At 60.7% G+C, this 20,189-nt stretch carries 16 protein-coding genes, 1 tRNA gene and 1 pseudogene; 17 read left to right on the top strand and 1 reads right to left on the bottom strand.

All coding sequences use genetic code 11. The features are described 5' to 3' along the window. From tuf (ASG39_RS07865) to rpoC, 12 genes and pseudogenes are all read left to right on the top strand, one after another. Positions 1-198, top strand: a pseudogene (gene tuf, locus ASG39_RS07865) (elongation factor Tu); the annotation flags it as partial. A 205-nt stretch (positions 199-403) separates the two neighbouring features. Continuing rightward, positions 404-1,318, top strand: coding sequence for an NAD(P)-dependent oxidoreductase (locus ASG39_RS07870; protein WP_062594487.1), 915 nt, complete (start codon positions 404-406; stop codon positions 1,316-1,318). Positions 1,319-1,591: 273 nt separating this feature from the next. Next, positions 1,592-2,251: a hypothetical protein gene (locus ASG39_RS07875; protein ID WP_062594488.1), complete on the top strand. Its 660-nt coding sequence runs from the start codon at positions 1,592-1,594 to the stop codon at positions 2,249-2,251. 162 nt (positions 2,252-2,413) lie between these two features. After that, positions 2,414-2,489: transfer RNA gene (locus tag ASG39_RS07880), tRNA-Trp, on the top strand. Positions 2,490-2,727: 238 nt separating this feature from the next. Then, positions 2,728-2,928: a preprotein translocase subunit SecE gene (gene secE / locus ASG39_RS07885; RefSeq protein WP_062594489.1), complete on the top strand. Its 201-nt coding sequence runs from the start codon at positions 2,728-2,730 to the stop codon at positions 2,926-2,928. A 16-nt stretch (positions 2,929-2,944) separates the two neighbouring features. After that, the gene (gene nusG, locus ASG39_RS07890; protein ID WP_062594498.1) at positions 2,945-3,475 is read left to right on the top strand and encodes a transcription termination/antitermination protein NusG; all 531 of its coding nucleotides are present in this window, start codon (positions 2,945-2,947) and stop codon (positions 3,473-3,475) included. Between the two features lie 230 nt (positions 3,476-3,705). After that, positions 3,706-4,137 (top strand): 50S ribosomal protein L11, encoded by a 432-nt coding sequence (rplK, locus tag ASG39_RS07895; protein ID WP_062594490.1) that lies wholly within the window; start codon positions 3,706-3,708, stop codon positions 4,135-4,137. Position 4,138: 1 nt separating this feature from the next. Further along, positions 4,139-4,837 (top strand): 50S ribosomal protein L1, encoded by a 699-nt coding sequence (gene rplA / locus ASG39_RS07900; protein ID WP_062594491.1) that lies wholly within the window; start codon positions 4,139-4,141, stop codon positions 4,835-4,837. 331 nt (positions 4,838-5,168) lie between these two features. Further along, positions 5,169-5,690 carry a 50S ribosomal protein L10 gene (gene rplJ, locus ASG39_RS07905; RefSeq protein ID WP_062594492.1) on the top strand — a complete coding sequence of 174 codons (522 nt, stop codon included), beginning with the start codon at positions 5,169-5,171 and terminating at the stop codon, positions 5,688-5,690. A gap of 59 nt (positions 5,691-5,749) precedes the next feature. Then, positions 5,750-6,127, top strand: coding sequence for a 50S ribosomal protein L7/L12 (gene rplL, locus ASG39_RS07910; protein ID WP_062472481.1), 378 nt, complete (start codon positions 5,750-5,752; stop codon positions 6,125-6,127). Positions 6,128-6,393: 266 nt separating this feature from the next. Further along, the gene (gene rpoB / locus ASG39_RS07915; RefSeq protein ID WP_062594493.1) at positions 6,394-10,533 is read left to right on the top strand and encodes a DNA-directed RNA polymerase subunit beta; all 4,140 of its coding nucleotides are present in this window, start codon (positions 6,394-6,396) and stop codon (positions 10,531-10,533) included. Positions 10,534-10,728: 195 nt separating this feature from the next. Continuing rightward, complete coding sequence (rpoC, locus tag ASG39_RS07920) at positions 10,729-14,934, top strand: DNA-directed RNA polymerase subunit beta' (RefSeq protein WP_062594494.1); 4,206 nt, start codon at positions 10,729-10,731, stop codon at positions 14,932-14,934. Positions 14,935-15,035: 101 nt separating this feature from the next. On the opposite strand, the gene ASG39_RS07925 is transcribed toward rpoC, so the two are convergent. Continuing rightward, positions 15,036-15,332, bottom strand: coding sequence for a hypothetical protein (locus ASG39_RS07925; RefSeq protein ID WP_062594495.1), 297 nt, complete (start codon positions 15,330-15,332; stop codon positions 15,036-15,038). Between the two features lie 547 nt (positions 15,333-15,879). Here ASG39_RS07925 and rpsL point away from each other — a divergent pair. From rpsL to tuf (ASG39_RS07945), 5 genes are all read left to right on the top strand, one after another. Further along, positions 15,880-16,251, top strand: coding sequence for a 30S ribosomal protein S12 (gene rpsL / locus ASG39_RS07930; protein ID WP_003507760.1), 372 nt, complete (start codon positions 15,880-15,882; stop codon positions 16,249-16,251). Positions 16,252-16,308: 57 nt separating this feature from the next. Continuing rightward, on the top strand, positions 16,309-16,779 hold the full coding sequence (rpsG, locus tag ASG39_RS07935; RefSeq protein ID WP_018325882.1) for a 30S ribosomal protein S7: 471 nt from the start codon (positions 16,309-16,311) through the stop codon (positions 16,777-16,779). Positions 16,780-16,809: 30 nt separating this feature from the next. Next, positions 16,810-18,909 (top strand): elongation factor G, encoded by a 2,100-nt coding sequence (gene fusA / locus ASG39_RS07940; RefSeq protein WP_062594496.1) that lies wholly within the window; start codon positions 16,810-16,812, stop codon positions 18,907-18,909. Positions 18,910-18,977: 68 nt separating this feature from the next. Further along, positions 18,978-19,076, top strand: a 99-nt coding sequence (locus tag ASG39_RS24485; RefSeq protein ID WP_141681087.1) for a GTP-binding protein, incomplete at its 3' end; no start/stop codon positions are given. Between the two features lie 37 nt (positions 19,077-19,113). Beyond that, the coding region (gene tuf / locus ASG39_RS07945) for an elongation factor Tu (protein ID WP_062594497.1) at positions 19,114-20,189 on the top strand (1,076 nt) is incomplete at its 3' end.

A 20,189-nucleotide genomic window follows, 5' to 3' on the forward strand; every position in this document is an offset into this window, starting at 1 on the left:
CAGTTCTACTTCCGCACGACGGACGTGACCGGGATCGTCACGCTTCCGGAAGGCACGGAAATGGTCATGCCGGGCGACAACGTCACCGTTGCCGTCGAACTGATCGTTCCGATCGCGATGGAAGAAAAGCTGCGCTTCGCAATCCGCGAAGGCGGCCGGACCGTCGGCGCCGGCATCGTGGCTTCGATCGTCGAGTAATCAGGGATCCATCGACGGCATGGCGCTCGAGCGCCGTGCCGTGGTTCCCAAGACATCATGAGAGCGCCGCCTTCGGGTGGCGCTTTTGTCGTTTCAGGGGTGCAGGACGGTGGATGCGGATGCTTGGGCCGATGCCGAACATCGGAACGGCTTGTCCTTTGCCGCCAATGCGGTAGATCCGCCTTGCCATTCTGGAGGATCTCACGTGAAGAAACGCATTCTGTTTACCGGCGGCGCCGGCAAGGCCGGCCGCCATGTCGTGCCATATCTGGTGGAGGCCGGCTACGAGGTGCACAATCTCGACCTCGTGCCGCTGGAACATCCCGGCGTGACCAATCTCATCGTCGATATCACCGATAGCGGGCAGGTCTTCAACGCCTTGTCGATGCATGCCGACATGCCGGATCTCGATCGCGCGCCGATCGGTAAGGGCAGGGACATGCGGCCTTATGATGCCGTGGTGCATTTCGCGGCCATTCCCCGCATCCTGATCAAGCCGGACAACGAAACCTTCCGCATCAACACCATCGGCACCTACAACGTCATCGAGGCTGCCGCAAAATTCGGCGTTCGCAAGATCCTCGTCGCCTCCAGCGAGACCACCTACGGCATCTGCTTTGCCGAGGGGCACCGCGACGTCGCCCGCTTCCCGCTGGAGGAAGACGCCGATGTGAGCCCGATGGACAGCTACGGTCTGTCGAAGGTGCTGAACGAGAAGACGGCGAGGGCCTTTGCCGAGCGGTTCGGAATCGATATCTACGCCATCCGCATCGGCAACGTCATCGAGCCGCATGAATATGCGATGTTCCCGACCTGGTTTGCCGACCCGACCATCCGCAAACGCATTGCCTGGAGCTACATCGACGCACGCGACCTCGGGCAGATCTGCAAACTCGGCATCGAGAAGGACGGCCTCGGCTTCCAGATCTTCAACGCCGCCAACGATACCACCTCTGCCAATACGCCGACCGCCGATCTGCTCCGCGATCACTTTCCCAACGTGCCGGTGTCCCGCGAGCTCGGGACATATGAGAGCCTGCTGTCGAATCGCAAGATCCGCGACGTTCTCGGGTTCCGCGAGGAGCACGACTGGCGGAAATATGTGACGCTCCCGGCATAACACCGCCGTTCCGACCTGTTCGCGGCGCGTGTCAGGGCGCGCCGCGTCAATCCTGAGAATGACCCGCAAGTTTTAGGGGTTCCGTTCCGATCATGCCGGGACTATCGTAAGGCAGGTTTGACGGACGCTGGTGCCGGTGAACCTTCGCCTCCGCAAAGGTCGGATGAGCGGCATGAGCGTTGCCTGTGCGGTCCGCGTTCCAGGCAACGGATTTTCGGCAGGGCCTTCGCGTCGATGAATTCGACCGCTTGCCCGGAACGGTGGAACCCTTCAATGAACACGATGTCCAGGACGGCGCTCACCGCCGTCTGCTTTGCATTTGCGGGCCTCGGCCTCTCTCCACTGGCGCAGGCGGGTGACCGCCTGATCTGGCAGCCGACGAAGCTGGGCGATAACGGCCTGCATCTGCGCATGGGCGTCAAGCTGCCGATCGCGGGTGAGGCGAGTGCAGGTGCGGATGTGGCGGTCGCAGCCACGCGGTCCGGCCGCGTCGAGGACACGCCGGTCGACATCTGGGCGCGGGTCGCCACCCGCAACGGGACGCGCACCGCGGTCGCCACCAGCCGGTCCATCGACGGGGTGTTCGATCCACGCGGCGGCACCGGCCATCTGGATGTCAGCATGAACCGAAAACGGATCCTCAACGCAAGCCTGGATCTGGAGCGCAGCCGCGGTGTCAATCTTGTCTGCTCTGACCATCTCAAACGGTGCGACAATATCGTCTTTCGTCAGTCGGCTCGGCTGACGGCGGTTGCGACCGGAACGGCCGTGGTGGCGGAAGGCCGTTACGCCCCGGCCAAGCTCGACGTCTCCAACATCGTCCGCGTCGAACAGCAGATCACGCGGAAGATGAATGTCACGGCAGCGCTCGCAGCACCTTTCAAGAATGACAGGCAGGCGAGCATCGGCTTCTCCTACGCTTTCACCTGGTAGAACGCGACACGGAGCATGAGGGTGGGGATGAACGGGGAAGAGGGCGAGGCGTCGGGCGAAAAGATGAAAAGGGCCCTTGCCAATCCGGCGCGCGCGTCTTAAAGGAGCGCACGGTCGACACGACGACGATACGCTCCCCGGAGCTGTTCCGTTGTGCCGTGTAGGGGTATAGCTCAGTTGGTAGAGCGGCGGTCTCCAAAACCGCAGGTCGTCGGTTCAAGCCCGGCTGCCCCTGCCATTTCCTTCGACAGGTGTCTCCGGTCCATCGCGATGCAAGCCGTTATATGAGGGACTTTGGCAGCCTCGAAGCGTGCGAAAACATGACTCGGCACGGCGTGGAACCGAAGGCATAATTCGTTTAAAAGATCGGAAAGTCCTTGTGATTTTCAGAATCGGTCTTTATGTAGGGTCCAACAGACACGCGGCGCGTGGGGCTGAGCATTCAGCTTTACGGGCCGTCAAGGCGTGAGCATTCAATGGCAGCGAAGACTAATCCCGTTACGTTTCTGAAGCAGGTCCGCTCCGAGACGGCAAAAGTGACTTGGCCCTCGCGCCGGGAAACCGTGATCTCCACGCTGATGGTGTTCATCATGGTCATCATTTCTGCAGCGTTCTTCTTTGCGGCGGATCAGTTGATGGGCTGGCTCATTGGCCTCGTCCTCAATGTCGGCATCTAATCGAGTGGGAATGAACATGGCTCCGCGTTGGTATATCGTTCACGCCTATTCGAACTTCGAAAAGAAGGTCGCCGAGTCGATCGAAGAGAAGGCCAAGCAGAAGGGCTTGAGCCATCTGTTTGAAAAGATCCTGGTTCCGACCGAAAAAGTCGTTGAAGTCCGTCGCGGCCGCAAGGTCGATGCCGAGCGCAAGTTTTTTCCGGGTTACGTGATGGTTCGCGCCAACCTGACGGATGAGGCCTATCACCTCATCAAGAACACGCCGAAGGTCACCGGGTTCCTCGGTTCCGACAACAAGCCTGTTCCGATCCCAGACCACGAAGCCGAGCGCATTCTCGGTCAGGTCCAGGACGGCGTGGATCGCCCGAAGCCTTCGATCTCGTTCGAGGTCGGCGAGCAGGTCCGGGTCTCCGATGGTCCCTTCGCCTCGTTCAACGGCATCGTTCAGGATGTCGACGAGGAGCGCGCCCGCCTGAAGGTCGAGGTCTCGATCTTCGGTCGCGCGACGCCGGTCGATCTCGAATTCGCTCAGGTCGAGAAGGTCTGAGCTGACGTCATGACGGCCTGCCTTCAAGGCGGGCTCTCAGGCGGCGTTTCGCCGCCACCCGCGTGGAAGGGGAAGGGCTCTTAGCCGGACCCGGTAACCGCACCACGCAACCGCAGCCGCCGCATCGCAACGAGATACGGCATCCGTGATCGGGAAACCGATCGAACGTCTGGTTCACGATGCGCCTTTCAGGTTCATCCCGGGATCGGACAGAGAAAAGGCAGAGAGTAATGGCTAAGAAAGTTATGGGCCACCTCAAGCTGCAGGTAAAGGCAGGGTCGGCCAATCCGTCCCCGCCGATCGGTCCTGCACTTGGTCAGCGCGGCATCAACATCATGGAATTCTGCAAGGCGTTCAACGCTGCCACGCAGGAAATGGAAAAGGGCATGCCGATCCCGGTCGTCATCACCTACTTCCAGGACAAGTCCTTCACCTTCGCGATGAAGAAGCCGCCGGTCAGCTACTTCCTCAAGAAGGAAGCAAAGATCACCTCGGGCTCCAAGACCCCGGGCAAGGGCGGCGTTGCCGATACCCTCACCAAGGCTCAGATCAAGTCGATCGCCGAAGCCAAGATGAAGGACCTCAATGCAGCCGATATCGAAGGCGCAATGACCATGATCGAGGGCTCCGCCCGCGCCATGGGTCTGGAAGTGGTGGCGTAAGATGGTAAAGCTTGCAAAGCGCGTACAGAAGACCCGCGAAGGCGTCGATCCCACCAAGATCTACAGCCTTTCGGACGCCATCGGCATGGTCAAGGAACGGGCGATCGCCAAGTTCGACGAGACCATCGAAGTCGCCATGAACCTCGGCGTTGACCCGCGCCACGCAGACCAGATGGTCCGCGGCGTCGTCAACCTGCCGAACGGCACCGGCCGCGACGTTCGCGTCGCCGTCTTCGCACGTGGCGCAAAGGCTGACGAAGCCCGCGCTGCCGGTGCGGACGTGGTCGGCGCCGAAGATCTCGTCGAGATCGTCCAGGGCGGCAAGATCGACTTCGATCGCTGCATCGCGACCCCGGACATGATGCCGCTCGTCGGCCGTCTCGGCAAGGTTCTCGGCCCCCGCGGCATGATGCCGAACCCGAAGGTCGGCACAGTGACCATGGACGTCACCGGCGCCGTCAAGGCTTCCAAGGGTGGTGCCGTGGAGTTCCGCGTCGAGAAGGCTGGTATCATCCATGCCGGCATCGGCAAGGCCTCGTTCGCACCGGGCGCTCTGGAAGAAAACATCCGTGCCTTCGCGGACGCCGTCGTGAAGGCGAAGCCGGCAGGTGCCAAGGGCAACTACGTCAAGCGCATCGCGATTTCCTCGACCATGGGTCCGGGCGTCAAGATCGATCTGTCGACGCTCAGCGTCGCCTGATCTTATCGGTGGGGCGCAGGTCCTGCCGGTCACCAATTCCGGTCCTTCGGGACCGGATATCCAGGCTTCGGCCTGGAACTCCTGTCCGAGATTGCAGGTGGTTATCCCTTAATCACTGATGCCTGCATGAGACGGGTGAGACCCGAATTTGTCCCCGAGGCCAAGGCCCAAGGGAAACATCGGTTCGAACCTCGGCTTGCCTTGTGAGCGCCTTCCGGCGCTTCGCAGGGGACAGGATCCTCGAGCGTCGCCCGGGATCGTCAAGATCCCGCGCGGCAAAGGCAAACCCGGCAGGCCTGCAGGATTGCGGTCTGCCAACTGGAGATAGGCAGTGGAAAGAGCGGAAAAACGCGAATTCGTCACGGAGCTGAACGAAGTCTTCAAGGCTTCCGGTTCGGTTGTCGTGGCCCACTATGCCGGCGTCACCGTTGCGCAAATGAACGATTTTCGTTCGAAGATGCGCGCAGCTGGCGGCACCGTCAAAGTCGCGAAGAACCGCCTGGCCAAGATTGCCCTTCAGGGTACGGAGTCCGAAGGGATCATCGATCTCTTCAAGGGTCAGACACTCATTGCATATAGCAATGACCCGATCGTGGCTCCCAAGGTCGTCGTGGATTTCGCCAAGACCAACGACAAGGTCGTTGTTCTCGGTGGTTCCATGGGCACCACAACGCTGAATGCGGAAGGCGTCAAGTCGCTTGCGACCCTGCCTTCGCTGGATGAACTGCGCGGAAGGCTGCTGGGCATGATCCAGACCCCGGCCACCCGTATCGCAGGCGTTGTTGCAGCACCGGCAAGCCAGCTTGCCCGCGTGTTCGCGGCCTATGCCAAGAAGGACGAAGAAGCCGCATAAGGCGGTTTTTCGCTGTTTATATCAACATCGGTTCGAATTGAACAAAAGGAACTATGACAATGGCTGATCTCTCTAAGATCGTTGAAGACCTCTCCTCGCTGACCGTTCTGGAAGCTGCAGAACTGTCGAAGCTTCTCGAAGAAAAGTGGGGCGTTTCCGCTGCTGCACCGGTAGCCGTTGCTGCTGCCGGCGGCGCTGGCGCTGCTGCTCCCGTCGAAGAAGAAAAGACCGAGTTCGACGTTATCCTGGCTGAAGCCGGCGCTAACAAGATCAACGTCATCAAGGAAGTCCGCGCGATCACCGGCCTCGGCCTCAAGGAAGCCAAGGACCTGGTCGAAGCTGCTCCGAAGGCCGTCAAGGAAGGCGTTTCCAAGGCTGAAGCTGCTGACCTCAAGAAGAAGCTCGAAGACGCTGGCGCCAAGGTTGACGTCAAGTAATCTGGCTTTATGACGGAGAGAGGCGGCCCGAAAGGGCTGCCTCTCTTTGACCGTTTTTCGAACGTATTACCCAAAAGCCCCCCACAGATTCGGCTTTTTGGTAATGGGTTCTTCAAGAGGATGGTCCCGGCACCTGGACGACACGGCATTCCGCGCTTTGTGTCCTGGGCCGCGAGACGAGATTGAGCAATCCATCTTAGACGGGGTCGACTGGCCATCGATCCCCGTCCGTTGCAGGCCCGGATGCACATATTGAAGGAGCGACGATGGCTCAGACCCTTTCGTTTAACGGTCGCAGGCGCGTACGCAAGTTTTTCGGCAAAATCCCTGAAGTCGCAGAAATGCCGAACCTCATCGAGGTTCAGAAGGCGTCTTACGATCAGTTCCTGATGGTCAAGGAGCCGGCTGGCGGCCGTCCTGACGAGGGACTGCAGTCGGTTTTCAAGTCGGTCTTTCCGATCAGCGACTTTTCCGGCGCCTCCATGCTGGAGTTCGTCTCCTATGAGTTCGAGTCCCCGAAGTTCGACGTCGACGAATGCCGTCAGCGCGACCTGACCTACGCAGCGCCGCTCAAGGTAACGCTGCGCCTCATCGTGTTCGATATCGACGAGGATACGGGCGCGAAGTCCATCAAGGACATCAAGGAACAGAACGTCTACATGGGCGACATGCCGCTCATGACGAACAACGGTACGTTCATCGTCAACGGCACCGAGCGCGTCATCGTCTCGCAGATGCACCGTTCGCCCGGCGTGTTCTTCGACCATGACAAGGGCAAGAGCCACTCGTCGGGCAAGCTGCTGTTTGCCGCGCGCGTCATTCCCTATCGCGGTTCCTGGCTCGACATCGAATTCGACGCCAAGGACATCGTCCATGCGCGTATCGACCGTCGCCGCAAGATCCCCGTCTCCTCTCTGCTGATGGCACTCGGCATGGACGGCGAGGAGATCCTCGAGACGTTCTACACCAAGTCCTTCTACAAGCGTGACGGCAAGGGCTGGCGGATACCGTTCCAGCCGGAGGTCCTGAAGGGCCAGAAGGCCATTACCGAGATGATCGACGCCGACACCGGCGAAGTCGTCGTGGAAAGCGGCAAGAAGCTGACCCCGCGTCTGCTTCGTTCGCTGACCGAGAAGGGCCTCAAGGCCATCAAGGCATCCGATGACGATCTCTATGGCAACTATCTTGCCGAAGACCTCGTCAACATGGGAACCGGCGAAATCTTCCTGGAAGCCGGCGACGAGATCGACGAGAAGACGCTCGGCGTCATCCTCGCTGCGGGCTTCGAAGAGATCCCCGTTCTCGACATCGACCACATCAATGTCGGCGCCTACATCCGCAACACGATTGCCGTTGATAAGAACGAGAACCGTCAGGACGCTCTGTTCGATATCTACCGCGTCATGCGCCCGGGCGAGCCGCCGACCATGGATTCGGCCGAAGCCATGTTCAACACGCTGTTCTTCGATGCCGAGCGCTACGACCTTTCGGCCGTCGGTCGCGTCAAGATGAACATGCGTCTCGATCTCGATTGCCCGGACACGGTTCGTGTTCTGCGCAAGGAAGACATCCTGGCGGTCGTCAAGATGCTGGTCGAGCTGCGTGACGGCAAGGGCGAGATCGACGACATCGACAACCTCGGCAATCGCCGCGTTCGTTCCGTCGGCGAACTGATGGAAAATCAGTATCGTCTCGGCCTGCTCCGCATGGAGCGCGCCATCAAGGAACGCATGTCGTCGATTGAGATCGACACCGTCATGCCGCAGGACCTGATCAACGCGAAGCCGGCGGCTGCCGCCGTGCGCGAGTTCTTCGGTTCCTCGCAGCTGTCGCAGTTCATGGACCAGGTGAACCCGCTTTCGGAAATCACCCACAAGCGCCGTCTTTCGGCTCTTGGACCGGGTGGTCTGACCCGCGAGCGCGCAGGCTTCGAAGTCCGCGACGTTCACCCGACCCATTACGGCCGTATCTGCCCGATCGAGACGCCGGAAGGCCCGAACATCGGTCTGATCAACTCGCTCGCCACCTTTGCCCGCGTCAACAAGTACGGCTTCATCGAAAGCCCGTACCGCAAGATCGTCGACGGCAAGGTCACCCGCGAAGTGGTCTACCTCTCCGCCATGGAAGAGGCCAAGTACCACGTTGCCCAGGCGAACTCCGTGCTGAATGCCGACAATGAATTCGAAGAAGAGTTCGTCGTCTGCCGTCACTCGGGCGAAGTCATGCTGACGCCGCGCGACCAGATCAACCTGATGGACGTCTCGCCGAAGCAGCTCGTGTCCGTTGCCGCCGCTCTCATCCCGTTCCTTGAGAACGACGATGCGAACCGCGCGCTCATGGGCTCGAACATGCAGCGTCAGGCCGTGCCTCTGCTGCGCGCCGAAGCGCCGTTCGTCGGCACCGGCATGGAGCCGGTCGTGGCCCGCGACTCCGGCGCTGCCATCGCGGCGCGCCGCGGCGGTGTCGTCGACCAGGTCGATGCGACACGTATCGTTATCCGCGCGACCGAAGAGCTCGAGGCCGGCAAGTCCGGCGTCGATATCTACCGCCTGCAGAAGTTCCAGCGCTCCAACCAGAACACCTGCGTCAACCAGCGCCCGCTGGTCACCGTCGGTGACATCCTAAACAAGGGCGACATCATCGCGGACGGTCCCTCGACCGATCTCGGCGATCTCGCGCTCGGCCGCAACGCGCTGGTCGCGTTCATGCCCTGGAACGGCTACAACTACGAGGACTCGATCCTCCTGTCCGAGCGCATCGTGCGCGATGACGTGTTTACCTCCATCCACATCGAAGAATTCGAAGTGATGGCGCGCGACACGAAGCTCGGTCCGGAAGAAATCACGCGCGACATTCCGAACGTGTCGGAAGAAGCGCTGAAGAACCTCGACGAAGCCGGCATCGTCTACATCGGTGCGGAAGTGCAGCCGGGCGACATCCTCGTCGGCAAGATCACGCCGAAGGGCGAAAGCCCGATGACGCCGGAAGAAAAGCTTCTGCGCGCCATCTTCGGTGAAAAGGCGTCCGACGTCCGCGACACCTCCATGCGCATGCCCCCGGGCACGTTCGGGACCATCGTCGAAGTCCGTGTTTTCAATCGCCACGGCGTTGAAAAGGACGAGCGTGCGATGGCGATCGAGCGCGAGGAAATCGAACGTCTCGCAAAGGACCGCGACGACGAACAGGCGATCCTCGACCGCAACGTCTATGCCCGCCTGATCGAGATGCTGCGCAGCCATTCTGCCGTCGCAGGTCCGAAGGGCTTCAAGAAGGGCACGGAGCTGACCAACGCGATCGTCTCCGAATATCCCCGCTCGCAGTGGTGGATGTTCGCCGTCGAGGACGAGAAGGCTCAGGGCGAAATCGAAGCTCTGCGTGGCCAGTACGACGAGTCGAAGTCGCTGCTCGAGCATCGCTTCATGGACAAGGTCGAAAAGGTCCAGCGCGGCGATGAAATGCCTCCGGGCGTCATGAAGATGGTCAAGGTCTTCGTCGCTGTGAAGCGCAAGATCCAGCCGGGCGACAAGATGGCCGGCCGTCACGGCAACAAGGGTGTCGTGTCGCGCATCGTTCCGATCGAGGACATGCCGTTCCTGGAAGACGGCACGCATGTGGACGTGGTTCTGAACCCGCTGGGCGTGCCGTCGCGCATGAACGTCGGACAGATCCTCGAGACGCACCTCGGCTGGGCTTGCGCCGGCATGGGTCGCAAGATCGGTGACATGCTCGACGCCTACAAGGCGGGCGCCGACATCAAGCCGCTGCGCGACACCATCGACAGCGTCATCGGGTCCGGTCCCAAGGGCGAGCCGATCAAGGACTACGACGACGACAGCATCGTCCGTCTGGCCGAGCAGACACGCCGCGGCGTGTCGATCGCAACGCCGGTCTTCGACGGTGCGGTGGAAGCCGACGTCAACGAGATGCTGGAGCAGGCAGGCCTGAAGATCTCCGGTCAGTCGACGCTGTATGATGGCCGTACGGGCGACCAGTTCGACCGTCAGGTCACGGTCGGCTACATCTACATGCTGAAGCTGAACCACCTCGTGGACGACAAGATCCATGCGCGTTCGATCGGTCCCTACTCGCTGGTCACCCAGCAGCCGCTCGGCGGCAAGGCCCAGTTCGGCGGTCAGCGCTTCGGGGAAATGGAAGTCTGGGCGCTCGAAGCCTACGGCGCCGCCTACACGCTGCAGGAAATGCTGACGGTGAAGTCGGACGACGTGGCCGGACGAACCAAGGTCTATGAGGCGATTGTGCGCGGCGACGACACGTTCGAGGCGGGCATTCCGGAGAGCTTCAACGTTCTCGTCAAGGAAATGCGCTCTCTCGGCCTGTCCGTCGAGCTCGAGAATTCGAAGCTTGAGGATCTCCAGCCGACGCAGCTGCCGGACGCCGCTGAATAAAACGCGATTGACGCGCGCGCCTCACCAAGGCGCGCGCAGGTCCTGCCGGTCGTCTTCATCCGAGAGACGACGGGGCAGGGCGCTGAGCCGCACCCGATGCGGTTTTATCCGTTTGACGAGCAGAGGGGCCGGCGCCCCGGGAAATGCCGGCCACACTCGCTCAAGATAAGGGGCTATGCCCCAAAGGAGATAGGCATGAACCAAGAGGTCATGAACCTTTTCAATCCGCAGATGCCTGCACAGACCTTCGATTCGATCCGCATCTCGATCGCGTCGCCGGAGAAGATCCTCTCGTGGTCGTTCGGCGAGATCAAGAAGCCGGAAACCATCAACTACCGCACGTTCAAGCCGGAACGCGACGGCCTGTTCTGCGCGCGCATCTTCGGGCCCATCAAGGACTATGAGTGCCTGTGCGGCAAGTACAAGCGCATGAAGTACAAGGGCATCATCTGCGAAAAGTGCGGCGTCGAAGTCACGCTGTCGCGCGTACGGCGCGAGCGTATGGGCCACATCGAGCTTGCAGCCCCGGTTGCCCACATCTGGTTCCTGAAGTCCCTGCCGAGCCGCATCGCGACTCTGCTCGACATGACTCTGAAGGATATCGAGCGCGTTCTCTACTTCGAAAACTACATCGTCACCGAGCCCGGCCTGACCTCTCTGAAGGAGAACCAGCTTCTCTCGGAAGAAGAGTACATGATCGCCGTCGATGAATTCGGCGAAGACCAGTTCACGGCGATGATCGGTGCGGAAGCCATCTACGAGATGCTCGCCTCGATGAACCTCGAGAAGATCGCCGGCGATCTCCGCCAGGACATGGCTGACACCACGTCCGAGCTGAAGCAGAAGAAGCTGATGAAGCGCCTGAAGATCGTCGAGAACTTCATGGAGTCCGGCAACCGGCCGGAATGGATGATCATGAAGGTCGTTCCGGTCATCCCGCCGGACCTGCGTCCGCTCGTCCCCCTGGACGGCGGCCGTTTCGCGACGTCCGACCTCAACGATCTCTACCGCCGCGTCATCAACCGCAACAACCGCCTGAAGCGGCTGATCGAACTGCGGGCGCCGGGCATCATCATCCGCAATGAAAAGCGCATGCTGCAGGAATCCGTCGATGCGCTGTTCGACAACGGCCGTCGCGGTCGCGTCATCACGGGTGCCAACAAGCGTCCGCTGAAGTCGCTGTCCGACATGCTGAAGGGCAAGCAGGGCCGGTTCCGCCAGAACCTGCTCGGCAAGCGCGTCGACTATTCCGGTCGTTCGGTCATCGTGACGGGTCCGGAACTGAAGCTGCACCAGTGCGGCCTGCCCAAGAAGATGGCGCTCGAGCTCTTCAAGCCGTTCATCTACGCCCGTCTCGACGCCAAGGGCTTCTCGTCCACCGTCAAGCAGGCCAAGAAGCTGGTCGAGAAGGAAAAGCCGGAAGTCTGGGATATCCTCGACGAGGTCATCCGCGAACATCCGGTTCTGCTCAACCGCGCACCGACGCTGCACCGCCTCGGCATCCAGGCCTTCGAGCCCACGCTGGTCGAAGGCAAGGCGATCCAGCTGCACCCGCTCGTCTGCACGGCGTTCAATGCCGACTTCGACGGTGACCAGATGGCCGTTCACGTGCCGCTGTCGCTTGAAGCGCAGCTGGAAGCCCGCGTGCTGATGATGTCGACCAACAACATCCTGCATCCGGCCAACGGCGCACCGATCATCGTTCCCTCGCAGGACATGGTTCTCGGGCTCTACTACCTGTCGATCATGAACCAGAACGAGCCGGGCGAGGGCATGGCCTTCTCCGACATCGGGGAACTGCATCACGCGCTCGACAACAAGTCGGTCACGCTGCATGCGAAGATCCGTGGTCGCTTCAAGTCGGTTGACGAGAACGGCAAGCCGGTCTCCAAGATCTTCGAAACCACGCCCGGCCGCATGCTCATCGGCGAACTTCTGCCGAAGAACGTCAACGTTCCGTTCGACGTCTGCAATCAGGAACTGACCAAGAAGAACATCTCCAAGATGATCGACACGGTCTACCGTCATTGCGGCCAGAAGGACACGGTCATCTTCTGCGACCGGATCATGCAGCTCGGCTTCGCGCATGCGTGCCGTGCCGGCATCTCGTTCGGCAAGGACGACATGGTCATTCCGGAAACCAAGGCGAAGATCGTCGGCGACACCGAGTCGCTGGTGAAGGAATACGAACAGCAGTACAATGACGGCCTGATCACGCAGGGCGAAAAGTACAACAAGGTCGTAGACGCCTGGGGCAAGGCCACCGAAAAGGTCGCCGAGGACATGATGGCCCGCATTAAGGCCGTCGAGTTCGACGACAACGGCCGTCAGAAGCCGATGAACGCGATCTACATGATGTCGCACTCCGGTGCCCGTGGTTCTCCGAACCAGATGCGCCAGCTGGGCGGGATGCGTGGTCTGATGGCCAAGCCTTCGGGCGAGATCATCGAGACCCCGATCATCTCGAACTTCAAGGAAGGCCTGACCGTGAACGAGTACTTCAACTCGACGCACGGTGCCCGTAAGGGTCTTGCAGACACCGCCCTGAAGACGGCAAACTCCGGTTACCTGACGCGTCGTCTGGTTGACGTTGCGCAGGATTGCATCGTCAACTCGGTCGATTGCGGCACCGAAAACGGCCTCACCATGACCGCCATCGTCGATGCCGGTCAGGTCGTTGCCTCCATCGGCGCCCGCGTTCTCGGTCGTACGGCTCTCGACAACATCGATCATCCGGTCACGGGTGAGCGCATCGTCGATGCCGGCCTGATGATCCTGGAAGCGGACGTGGTCGAAATCGAGAAGGCCGGCATTCAGTCGATCCGGATCCGTTCGGCCCTGACCTGCGAAATCCAGACCGGCGTCTGCGGCGTCTGCTACGGTCGCGACCTTGCCCGCGGTACCCCTGTCAACATGGGTGAAGCGGTCGGCGTCATCGCGGCTCAGTCGATCGGCGAGCCGGGCACGCAGCTGACCATGCGGACGTTCCACTTGGGTGGCACGGCCAACGTGGTTGACCAGTCGTTCCTGGAAGCGTCCTATGAAGGCACGATCCAGATCAAGAACCGCAACATGCTGCGCAACTCCGATGGCATTCTCATTGCCATGGGTCGTAACATGGCGATCCAGATCCTGGACGAACGCGGCGTGGAACGCTCCTCGCAGCGGGTCGCCTACGGCTCGAAGATCTTCGTCGATGACGGCGACAAGGTTCGTCGCGGTCAGCGTTTTGCGGAGTGGGACCCCTACACGCGTCCGATGATGACGGAAGTCGAAGGAACGGTTCACTTCGAGGATATCGTCGATGGTATCTCGGTTCTCGAAGCGACCGACGAAGCCACCGGCATCACCAAGCGTCAGGTTATCGACTGGCGTTCGACGCCAAGGGGTATCGACCTGAAGCCGGCGATCGTCATCAAGGACAAGAATGGCGTCGTTGCCAAGCTGTCGCGTGGCGGCGAGGCCCGGTTCCTGCTCTCGGTCGATGCGATCCTGTCGGTCGAGCCTGGTACGAAGGTGTCCCAGGGTGACGTGCTGGCACGTTCGCCGCTGGAAAGCGCCAAGACCAAGGACATCACCGGTGGTCTGCCGCGTGTTGCCGAACTCTTCGAAGCGCGTCGTCCGAAGGACCATGCGATCATCGCGGAGATCGACGGCACGATCCGTTTCGGTCGCGACTACAAGAACAAGCGTCGCGTGCTGATCGAGCCGGCGGAAGACGGTGTCGAGCCGGTCGAATACCTGATCCCGAAGGGCAAGCCCTTCCACCTTCAGGACGGCGACTATATCGAAAAGGGTGACTACATCCTCGACGGTAACCCGGCGCCGCATGACATCCTGGCGATCAAGGGCGTGGAAGCACTCGCTTCCTATCTCGTCAACGAAATCCAGGAAGTCTACCGTCTGCAGGGCGTTGTCATCAACGACAAGCACATCGAGGTGATCGTTCGCCAGATGCTGCAGAAGGTCGAAGTCACCGACGCCGGCGACTCCACCTATATCGTGGGCGACAGCGTGGACCGGATCGAACTGGAAGACGTCAACGACCAGCTGATCGAACAGGGCAAGAAGCCGGCCTATGGCGACCCAGTCCTGCTCGGCATCACCAAGGCGTCGCTGCAGACCCCGTCCTTCATCTCGGCCGCGTCCTTCCAGGAAACGACCAAGGTGCTGACGGAAGCTGCGATCGCCGGCAAGACCGACGGCCTCCAGGGGCTCAAGGAAAACGTCATCGTCGGCCGTCTCATCCCGGCCGGTACCGGTGGAACCATGACGCAGATCCGTCGCATCGCCACGGCACGCGACGAGATGATCCTCGAGGAACGCCGCAAGTCGACGGGTGCCGACACGGCAACCCCGATGCTCGCAGACATGGCCTCCGAAAACGCTGCCGCCGAATAACGAGCAGACGCATGACTATGAAAAAAGCCGCCCGGAGCGATCCGGGCGGCTTTTTGACGTTCTGTGAGAAAAAATGCCTGGGTCTTAATCTCGGCCTTCGATCAGTTGAACCGGATGATCGCGACCTCGCCTTCCAGGGCGCCCTTGTAGGCCGAGGCATGCGGCTCGTCTTCGGGCACGCCTTCCAGCATGCCGATCTGGTCGAGGTCCGCCTCGAGAAATCCTTCCTCGGCCAGGGCGTTTAAAGCCTCGCGAACCGCACTGTCGTCGTCGGCGGCGCGCAGGACCACGTGAATGTCGACACCGTCCCCGTCGCCGTCCTGTTCGAAGGCCTTGCCGATGATGATGAAGACCATAGGATCGTCGGAATTGTTGTCGTTGTCGGGCAGGACCGTCATGGAGACTCCTCTTGTCGGGTCTTTGAAAATGCGGCACCAAGCGCCGATGACGTGATCTATATCAAAAGCCGCAGCCGCGACAATTCGTTCCCGCAGCTTCTTTCCGCGGATGCGATTCTTTCGCCAGGCTGTTGCCGATTCTCTCGATTGCCGCCGCACGGTCCTCGGCGGTCCCGCCCTGCAGCCCGCGGCAAGCCGTCACAAACCCCGCAATTGCGGGGTTTCCAGCGCGGGGCAGGGGAGAATCTTTAGGATTTGCCCTTGACGGGCGGGGGGTAAAACAGTACACCCCGCCTCATCGGAGCCCATGTGAGGCTGGCTGGTTCGGAACGACACGTTCTGGAGTTCGCCTCAAACAAGGTTCAAACGCACGCTGAAGACCAAGAATGCTGCACGCAAGACGCCCGAAATGGCGTCCTCTGCTTTTCATGGGGCATCTGCTGAAACGCGGATCGGCCCTTGTTCGCGCATTTCCACGCGTACGCAAAGCCGGAGACGGCATTGATCCGCCCGAAAGGGTAACGAAGATTTTGCAAGGGATGGTTATATGCCTACCGTAAACCAGCTGATCCGCAAGCCGCGTCAGGCACAGGTCAAGCGCAACAAGGTACCGGCGCTTCAGGAAAATCCGCAGAAGCGTGGCGTGTGCACACGCGTCTACACGACGACCCCGAAGAAGCCGAACTCGGCACTTCGTAAGGTTGCCAAGATCCGTCTGACGAATGGCTTCGAAGTCATCGGCTACATCCCGGGCGAAGGCCACAACCTCCAGGAACACTCCGTCGTGATGATCCGCGGCGGCCGCGTGAAGGACTTGCCGGGCGTTCGCTACCACATCATCCGTGGTGTTCTCGATACCCAGGGTGTCAAGAACCGTAAGCAGCGCCGCTCCAAGTACGGCGCGAAGCGTCCGAAGTAATCGATCACCAGCGCCATTTCGCTGGGTAAACAAAGATAAAGTTGAGAGACGAAACATATGTCCCGTCGCCATAGTGCAGAAAAGCGTGAGATCAACCCGGACCCCAAGTTCGGCGATCTCGTTGTCACCAAGTTCATGAACGCCATCATGCTTCATGGAAAGAAGTCGGTTGCTGAAAACATCGTCTACGGTGCTTTCGATGCCGTTCAGGGCAAGCTGAAGCAGGAGCCGGTCGCCGTGTTCCACTCGGCTCTCGACAACATCGCTCCGCACGTAGAAGTCCGTTCGCGCCGCGTTGGTGGTGCGACGTACCAGGTTCCGGTCGATGTCCGTCCGGAGCGCCGTCAGGCTCTCGCCATCCGCTGGCTCATCGCCGCAGCTCGCAAGCGCAACGAAACCACCATGATCGATCGCCTCTGCGGCGAACTCATGGATGCCGCAAACAATCGCGGCAGCGCAGTGAAGAAGCGCGAAGACACGCACAAGATGGCCGACGCCAACCGCGCTTTCTCGCATTATCGCTGGTAATCGACGTCCATTTTCGAAAGGCAGTCCATCATGGCTCGCGAATATAAAATCGAAGACTACCGCAATTTCGGGATCATGGCGCATATCGACGCCGGCAAGACCACGACCACCGAGCGGATTCTTTACTACACCGGCAAGTCGCACAAGATCGGCGAAGTGCACGACGGCGCTGCCACCATGGACTGGATGGAGCAGGAGCAGGAACGCGGCATCACCATCACCTCCGCTGCGACGACGACCTACTGGAAGGGTCGCGACGGCAAGATGCGTCGCTTCAACATCATCGACACCCCCGGCCACGTCGACTTCACGATCGAAGTCGAGCGTTCGCTGCGCGTTCTCGACGGTGCGATCGCGCTTCTCGACGCCAATGCCGGCGTCGAGCCGCAGACGGAAACCGTCTGGCGCCAGGCTGAGAAGTACAACGTTCCCCGCATGATCTTCTGCAACAAGATGGACAAGACGGGCGCCGACTTTTATCGCTCGGTGTCCATGATCAAGTCGCGTCTCGGTGCTATACCGGTCGTCATGCAGCTCCCGATCGGTGCGGAAACCGAATTCAAGGGCGTTATCGATCTGATCGAGATGAACGCTCTCGTCTGGCGCGACGAGTCGCTCGGCGCCCAGTGGGACGTCGTCGAAATCCCCGATGATATGAAGGACCAGGCTCAGGAATATCGTGAGCTCCTGATCGAGACTGTCGTCGATATCGACGAACAAGCGATGGAAAACTACCTGAACGGTGTCATGCCCGACAACGATCAGATCCGTGCGCTCGTTCGCCGCGGCACCATTGACGTCAAGTTCCACCCGATGTTCTGCGGCACGGCCTTCAAGAACAAGGGCGTTCAGCCCCTGCTCGACGCCGTCTGCGACTACCTGCCGTCCCCGGCCGACATTCCCGCCATCAAGGGTATCGACGTCAAGACGGAAGCCGAAATCGAGCGTCACGCAACGGACGAAGAGCCGCTGTCCATGCTCGCGTTCAAGATCATGAACGACCCCTTCGTCGGTTCGCTGACCTTCGCCCGCATCTACTCCGGCAAGCTCGAAAAGGGCACGTCGGTCATGAACACGGTCAAGGAAAAGCGCGAGCGCGTCGGCCGCATGCTTCAGATGCATTCCAACTCGCGTGAAGACATCGAAGAAGCCTTTGCAGGCGACATCGTCGCTCTCGCGGGCCTCAAGGAAACCACGACGGGCGACACGCTTTGCGATCCCCTGAAGCAGGTCATCCTCGAGCGGATGGAATTCCCCGAGCCGGTCATCCAGATCGCGATCGAGCCGAAGTCCAAGGGCGACCAGGAAAAGATGGGCCTCGCGCTCAACCGCCTGGCAGCCGAAGACCCGTCGTTCCGCGTCAAGACGGACGAAGAGTCCGGCCAGACGATCATCGCCGGCATGGGCGAGCTTCACCTCGACATCCTCGTGGACCGCATGCGTCGCGAGTTCAAGGTCGAAGCCAACGTCGGTGCGCCGCAGGTTGCTTATCGTGAGACGATCACGAAGAAGCACGAAGAAGATTACACGCACAAGAAGCAGTCCGGTGGTACCGGCCAGTTCGCGCGCGTCAAGATCGTCTTCGAACCCAACCCGGATGGTGACGAGTTCAAGTTCGAGTCCAAGATCGTTGGTGGTTCCATTCCGAAGGAATACATCCCGGGCGTTCAGAAGGGCATCGAAAGCGTGCTGTCCTCCGGCCCGCTGGCTGGCTTCCCGATGCTCGGCGTCAAGGCGACGCTCATCGACGGTGCCTTCCACGACGTCGACTCCTCGGTCCTCGCCTTCGAAATCGCATCGCGTGCCTGCTTCCGTGAAGCATCGCGCAAGGCCGGCGCGCAGCTGCTCGAGCCGATGATGAAGGTCGAAGTCGTCACCCCGGAAGATTACGTCGGCGACGTCATCGGCGACCTGAACTCCCGTCGTGGCCAGATCCAGGGCCAGGAAAGCCGCGGTATCGCCGTGGTGATCGCTGCCAACGTGCCGCTGGCCAACATGTTCAAGTACGTCGACAACCTGCGCTCCATGAGCCAGGGCCGCGCGCAGTACTCGATGGTCTTCGATCACTACGCACCGGTTCCGTCGAACGTCGCAACCGAAATCCAGGCGAAGTACTCCGGTCAGAAGTGACCGGAGCCTGACTGACGCCCGTTAAACAGAATTGAACCCCGCAAGGGGCCACAGATGGAGAGCCGAAAATGGCAAAGAGCAAGTTTGAACGCAACAAGCCGCACGTGAACATCGGAACGATCGGTCACGTCGACCATGGCAAGACGTCGCTGACGGCAGCGATCACGNTGAACCCCGCAAGGGGCCACAGATGGAGAGCCGAACATGGCAAAGAGCAAGTTTGAACGCAACAAGCCGCACGTGAACATCGGAACGATCGGTCACGTCGACCATGGCAAGACGTCGCTGACGGCAGCGATCACGAAGTACTTCGGCGAATACAAGGCCTACGACCAGATCGACGCCGCTCCGGAAGAAAAGGCCCGCGGCATCACCATCTCGACAGCCCACGTCGAATACGAGACGCCGGCGCGCCACTACGCCCACGTCGATTGCCCCGGCCACGCCGACTACGTCAAGAACATGATCACCGGTGCTGCCCAGATGGACGGCGCGATCCTGGTCTGCTCGGCGGCCGACGGCCCGATGCCCCAGACCCGCGAGCACATTCTGCTCGCCCGTCAGGTCGGCGTTCCCGCGATCGTCGTGTTCCTCAACAAGGTCGACCAGGTCGATGACGCCGAGCTTCTCGAGCTCGTCGAGCTGGAAGTTCGCGAACTTCTGTCGTCCTACGACTTCCCCGGCGACGACATTCCGATCGTCAAGGGTTCGGCTCTGGCCGCTCTYGAAGATTCGGACAAGAAGATCGGCGAAGACGCGATCCGCGAGCTGATGGCCGCTGTCGATGCCTACATCCCGACGCCCGAGCGTCCGATCAACATGCCGTTCCTGATGCCGATCGAAGACGTGTTCTCGATCTCGGGTCGCGGTACGGTCGTGACCGGTCGCGTCGAGCGCGGCATCGTCAAGGTCGGTGAAGAAGTCGAGATCGTCGGCATCCGCGCGACGTCGAAGACCACGGTCACCGGCGTTGAAATGTTCCGCAAGCTGCTCGACCAGGGCCAGGCCGGCGACAACATCGGCGCACTCGTTCGCGGCGTCACCCGTGACGGCGTCGAGCGTGGCCAGATCCTGTGCAAGCCGGGTTCGGTCAAGCCGCACAAGAAGTTCATGGCCGAAGCCTACATCCTGACGAAGGAAGAAGGCGGCCGTCATACGCCGTTCTTYACGAACTACCGTCCGCAGTTCTACTTCCGCACGACGGACGTGACCGGGATCGTCACGCTTCCGGAAGGCACGGAAATGGTCATGCCGGGCGACAACGTCACCGTTGCCGTCGA

It is taken from the genome of Rhizobium sp. Leaf371, from assembly GCF_001424045.1.
Taxonomy (GTDB): domain Bacteria; phylum Pseudomonadota; class Alphaproteobacteria; order Rhizobiales; family Rhizobiaceae; genus Ferranicluibacter.

What these genes read in the sequence shown, in the direction of transcription:
- secE (WP_062594489.1), top strand. Translation starts at nt 2,728, where the DNA reads ATGGCAGCGAAGACTAATCCCGTTACGTTTCTGAAGCAGGTCCGCTCC.
- rpsG (WP_018325882.1), top strand. Translation starts at nt 16,309, where the DNA reads ATGTCCCGTCGCCATAGTGCAGAAAAGCGTGAGATCAACCCGGACCCC.
- rpoC (WP_062594494.1), top strand. Translation starts at nt 10,729, where the DNA reads ATGAACCAAGAGGTCATGAACCTTTTCAATCCGCAGATGCCTGCACAG.
- rplA (WP_062594491.1), top strand. Translation starts at nt 4,139, where the DNA reads ATGGTAAAGCTTGCAAAGCGCGTACAGAAGACCCGCGAAGGCGTCGAT.
- ASG39_RS07925 (WP_062594495.1), bottom strand. Translation starts at nt 15,332, where the DNA reads ATGACGGTCCTGCCCGACAACGACAACAATTCCGACGATCCTATGGTC.
- rpsL (WP_003507760.1), top strand. Translation starts at nt 15,880, where the DNA reads ATGCCTACCGTAAACCAGCTGATCCGCAAGCCGCGTCAGGCACAGGTC.
- fusA (WP_062594496.1), top strand. Translation starts at nt 16,810, where the DNA reads ATGGCTCGCGAATATAAAATCGAAGACTACCGCAATTTCGGGATCATG.
- ASG39_RS07875 (WP_062594488.1), top strand. Translation starts at nt 1,592, where the DNA reads ATGAACACGATGTCCAGGACGGCGCTCACCGCCGTCTGCTTTGCATTT.
- rplK (WP_062594490.1), top strand. Translation starts at nt 3,706, where the DNA reads ATGGCTAAGAAAGTTATGGGCCACCTCAAGCTGCAGGTAAAGGCAGGG.
- rpoB (WP_062594493.1), top strand. Translation starts at nt 6,394, where the DNA reads ATGGCTCAGACCCTTTCGTTTAACGGTCGCAGGCGCGTACGCAAGTTT.
- rplL (WP_062472481.1), top strand. Translation starts at nt 5,750, where the DNA reads ATGGCTGATCTCTCTAAGATCGTTGAAGACCTCTCCTCGCTGACCGTT.
- nusG (WP_062594498.1), top strand. Translation starts at nt 2,945, where the DNA reads ATGGCTCCGCGTTGGTATATCGTTCACGCCTATTCGAACTTCGAAAAG.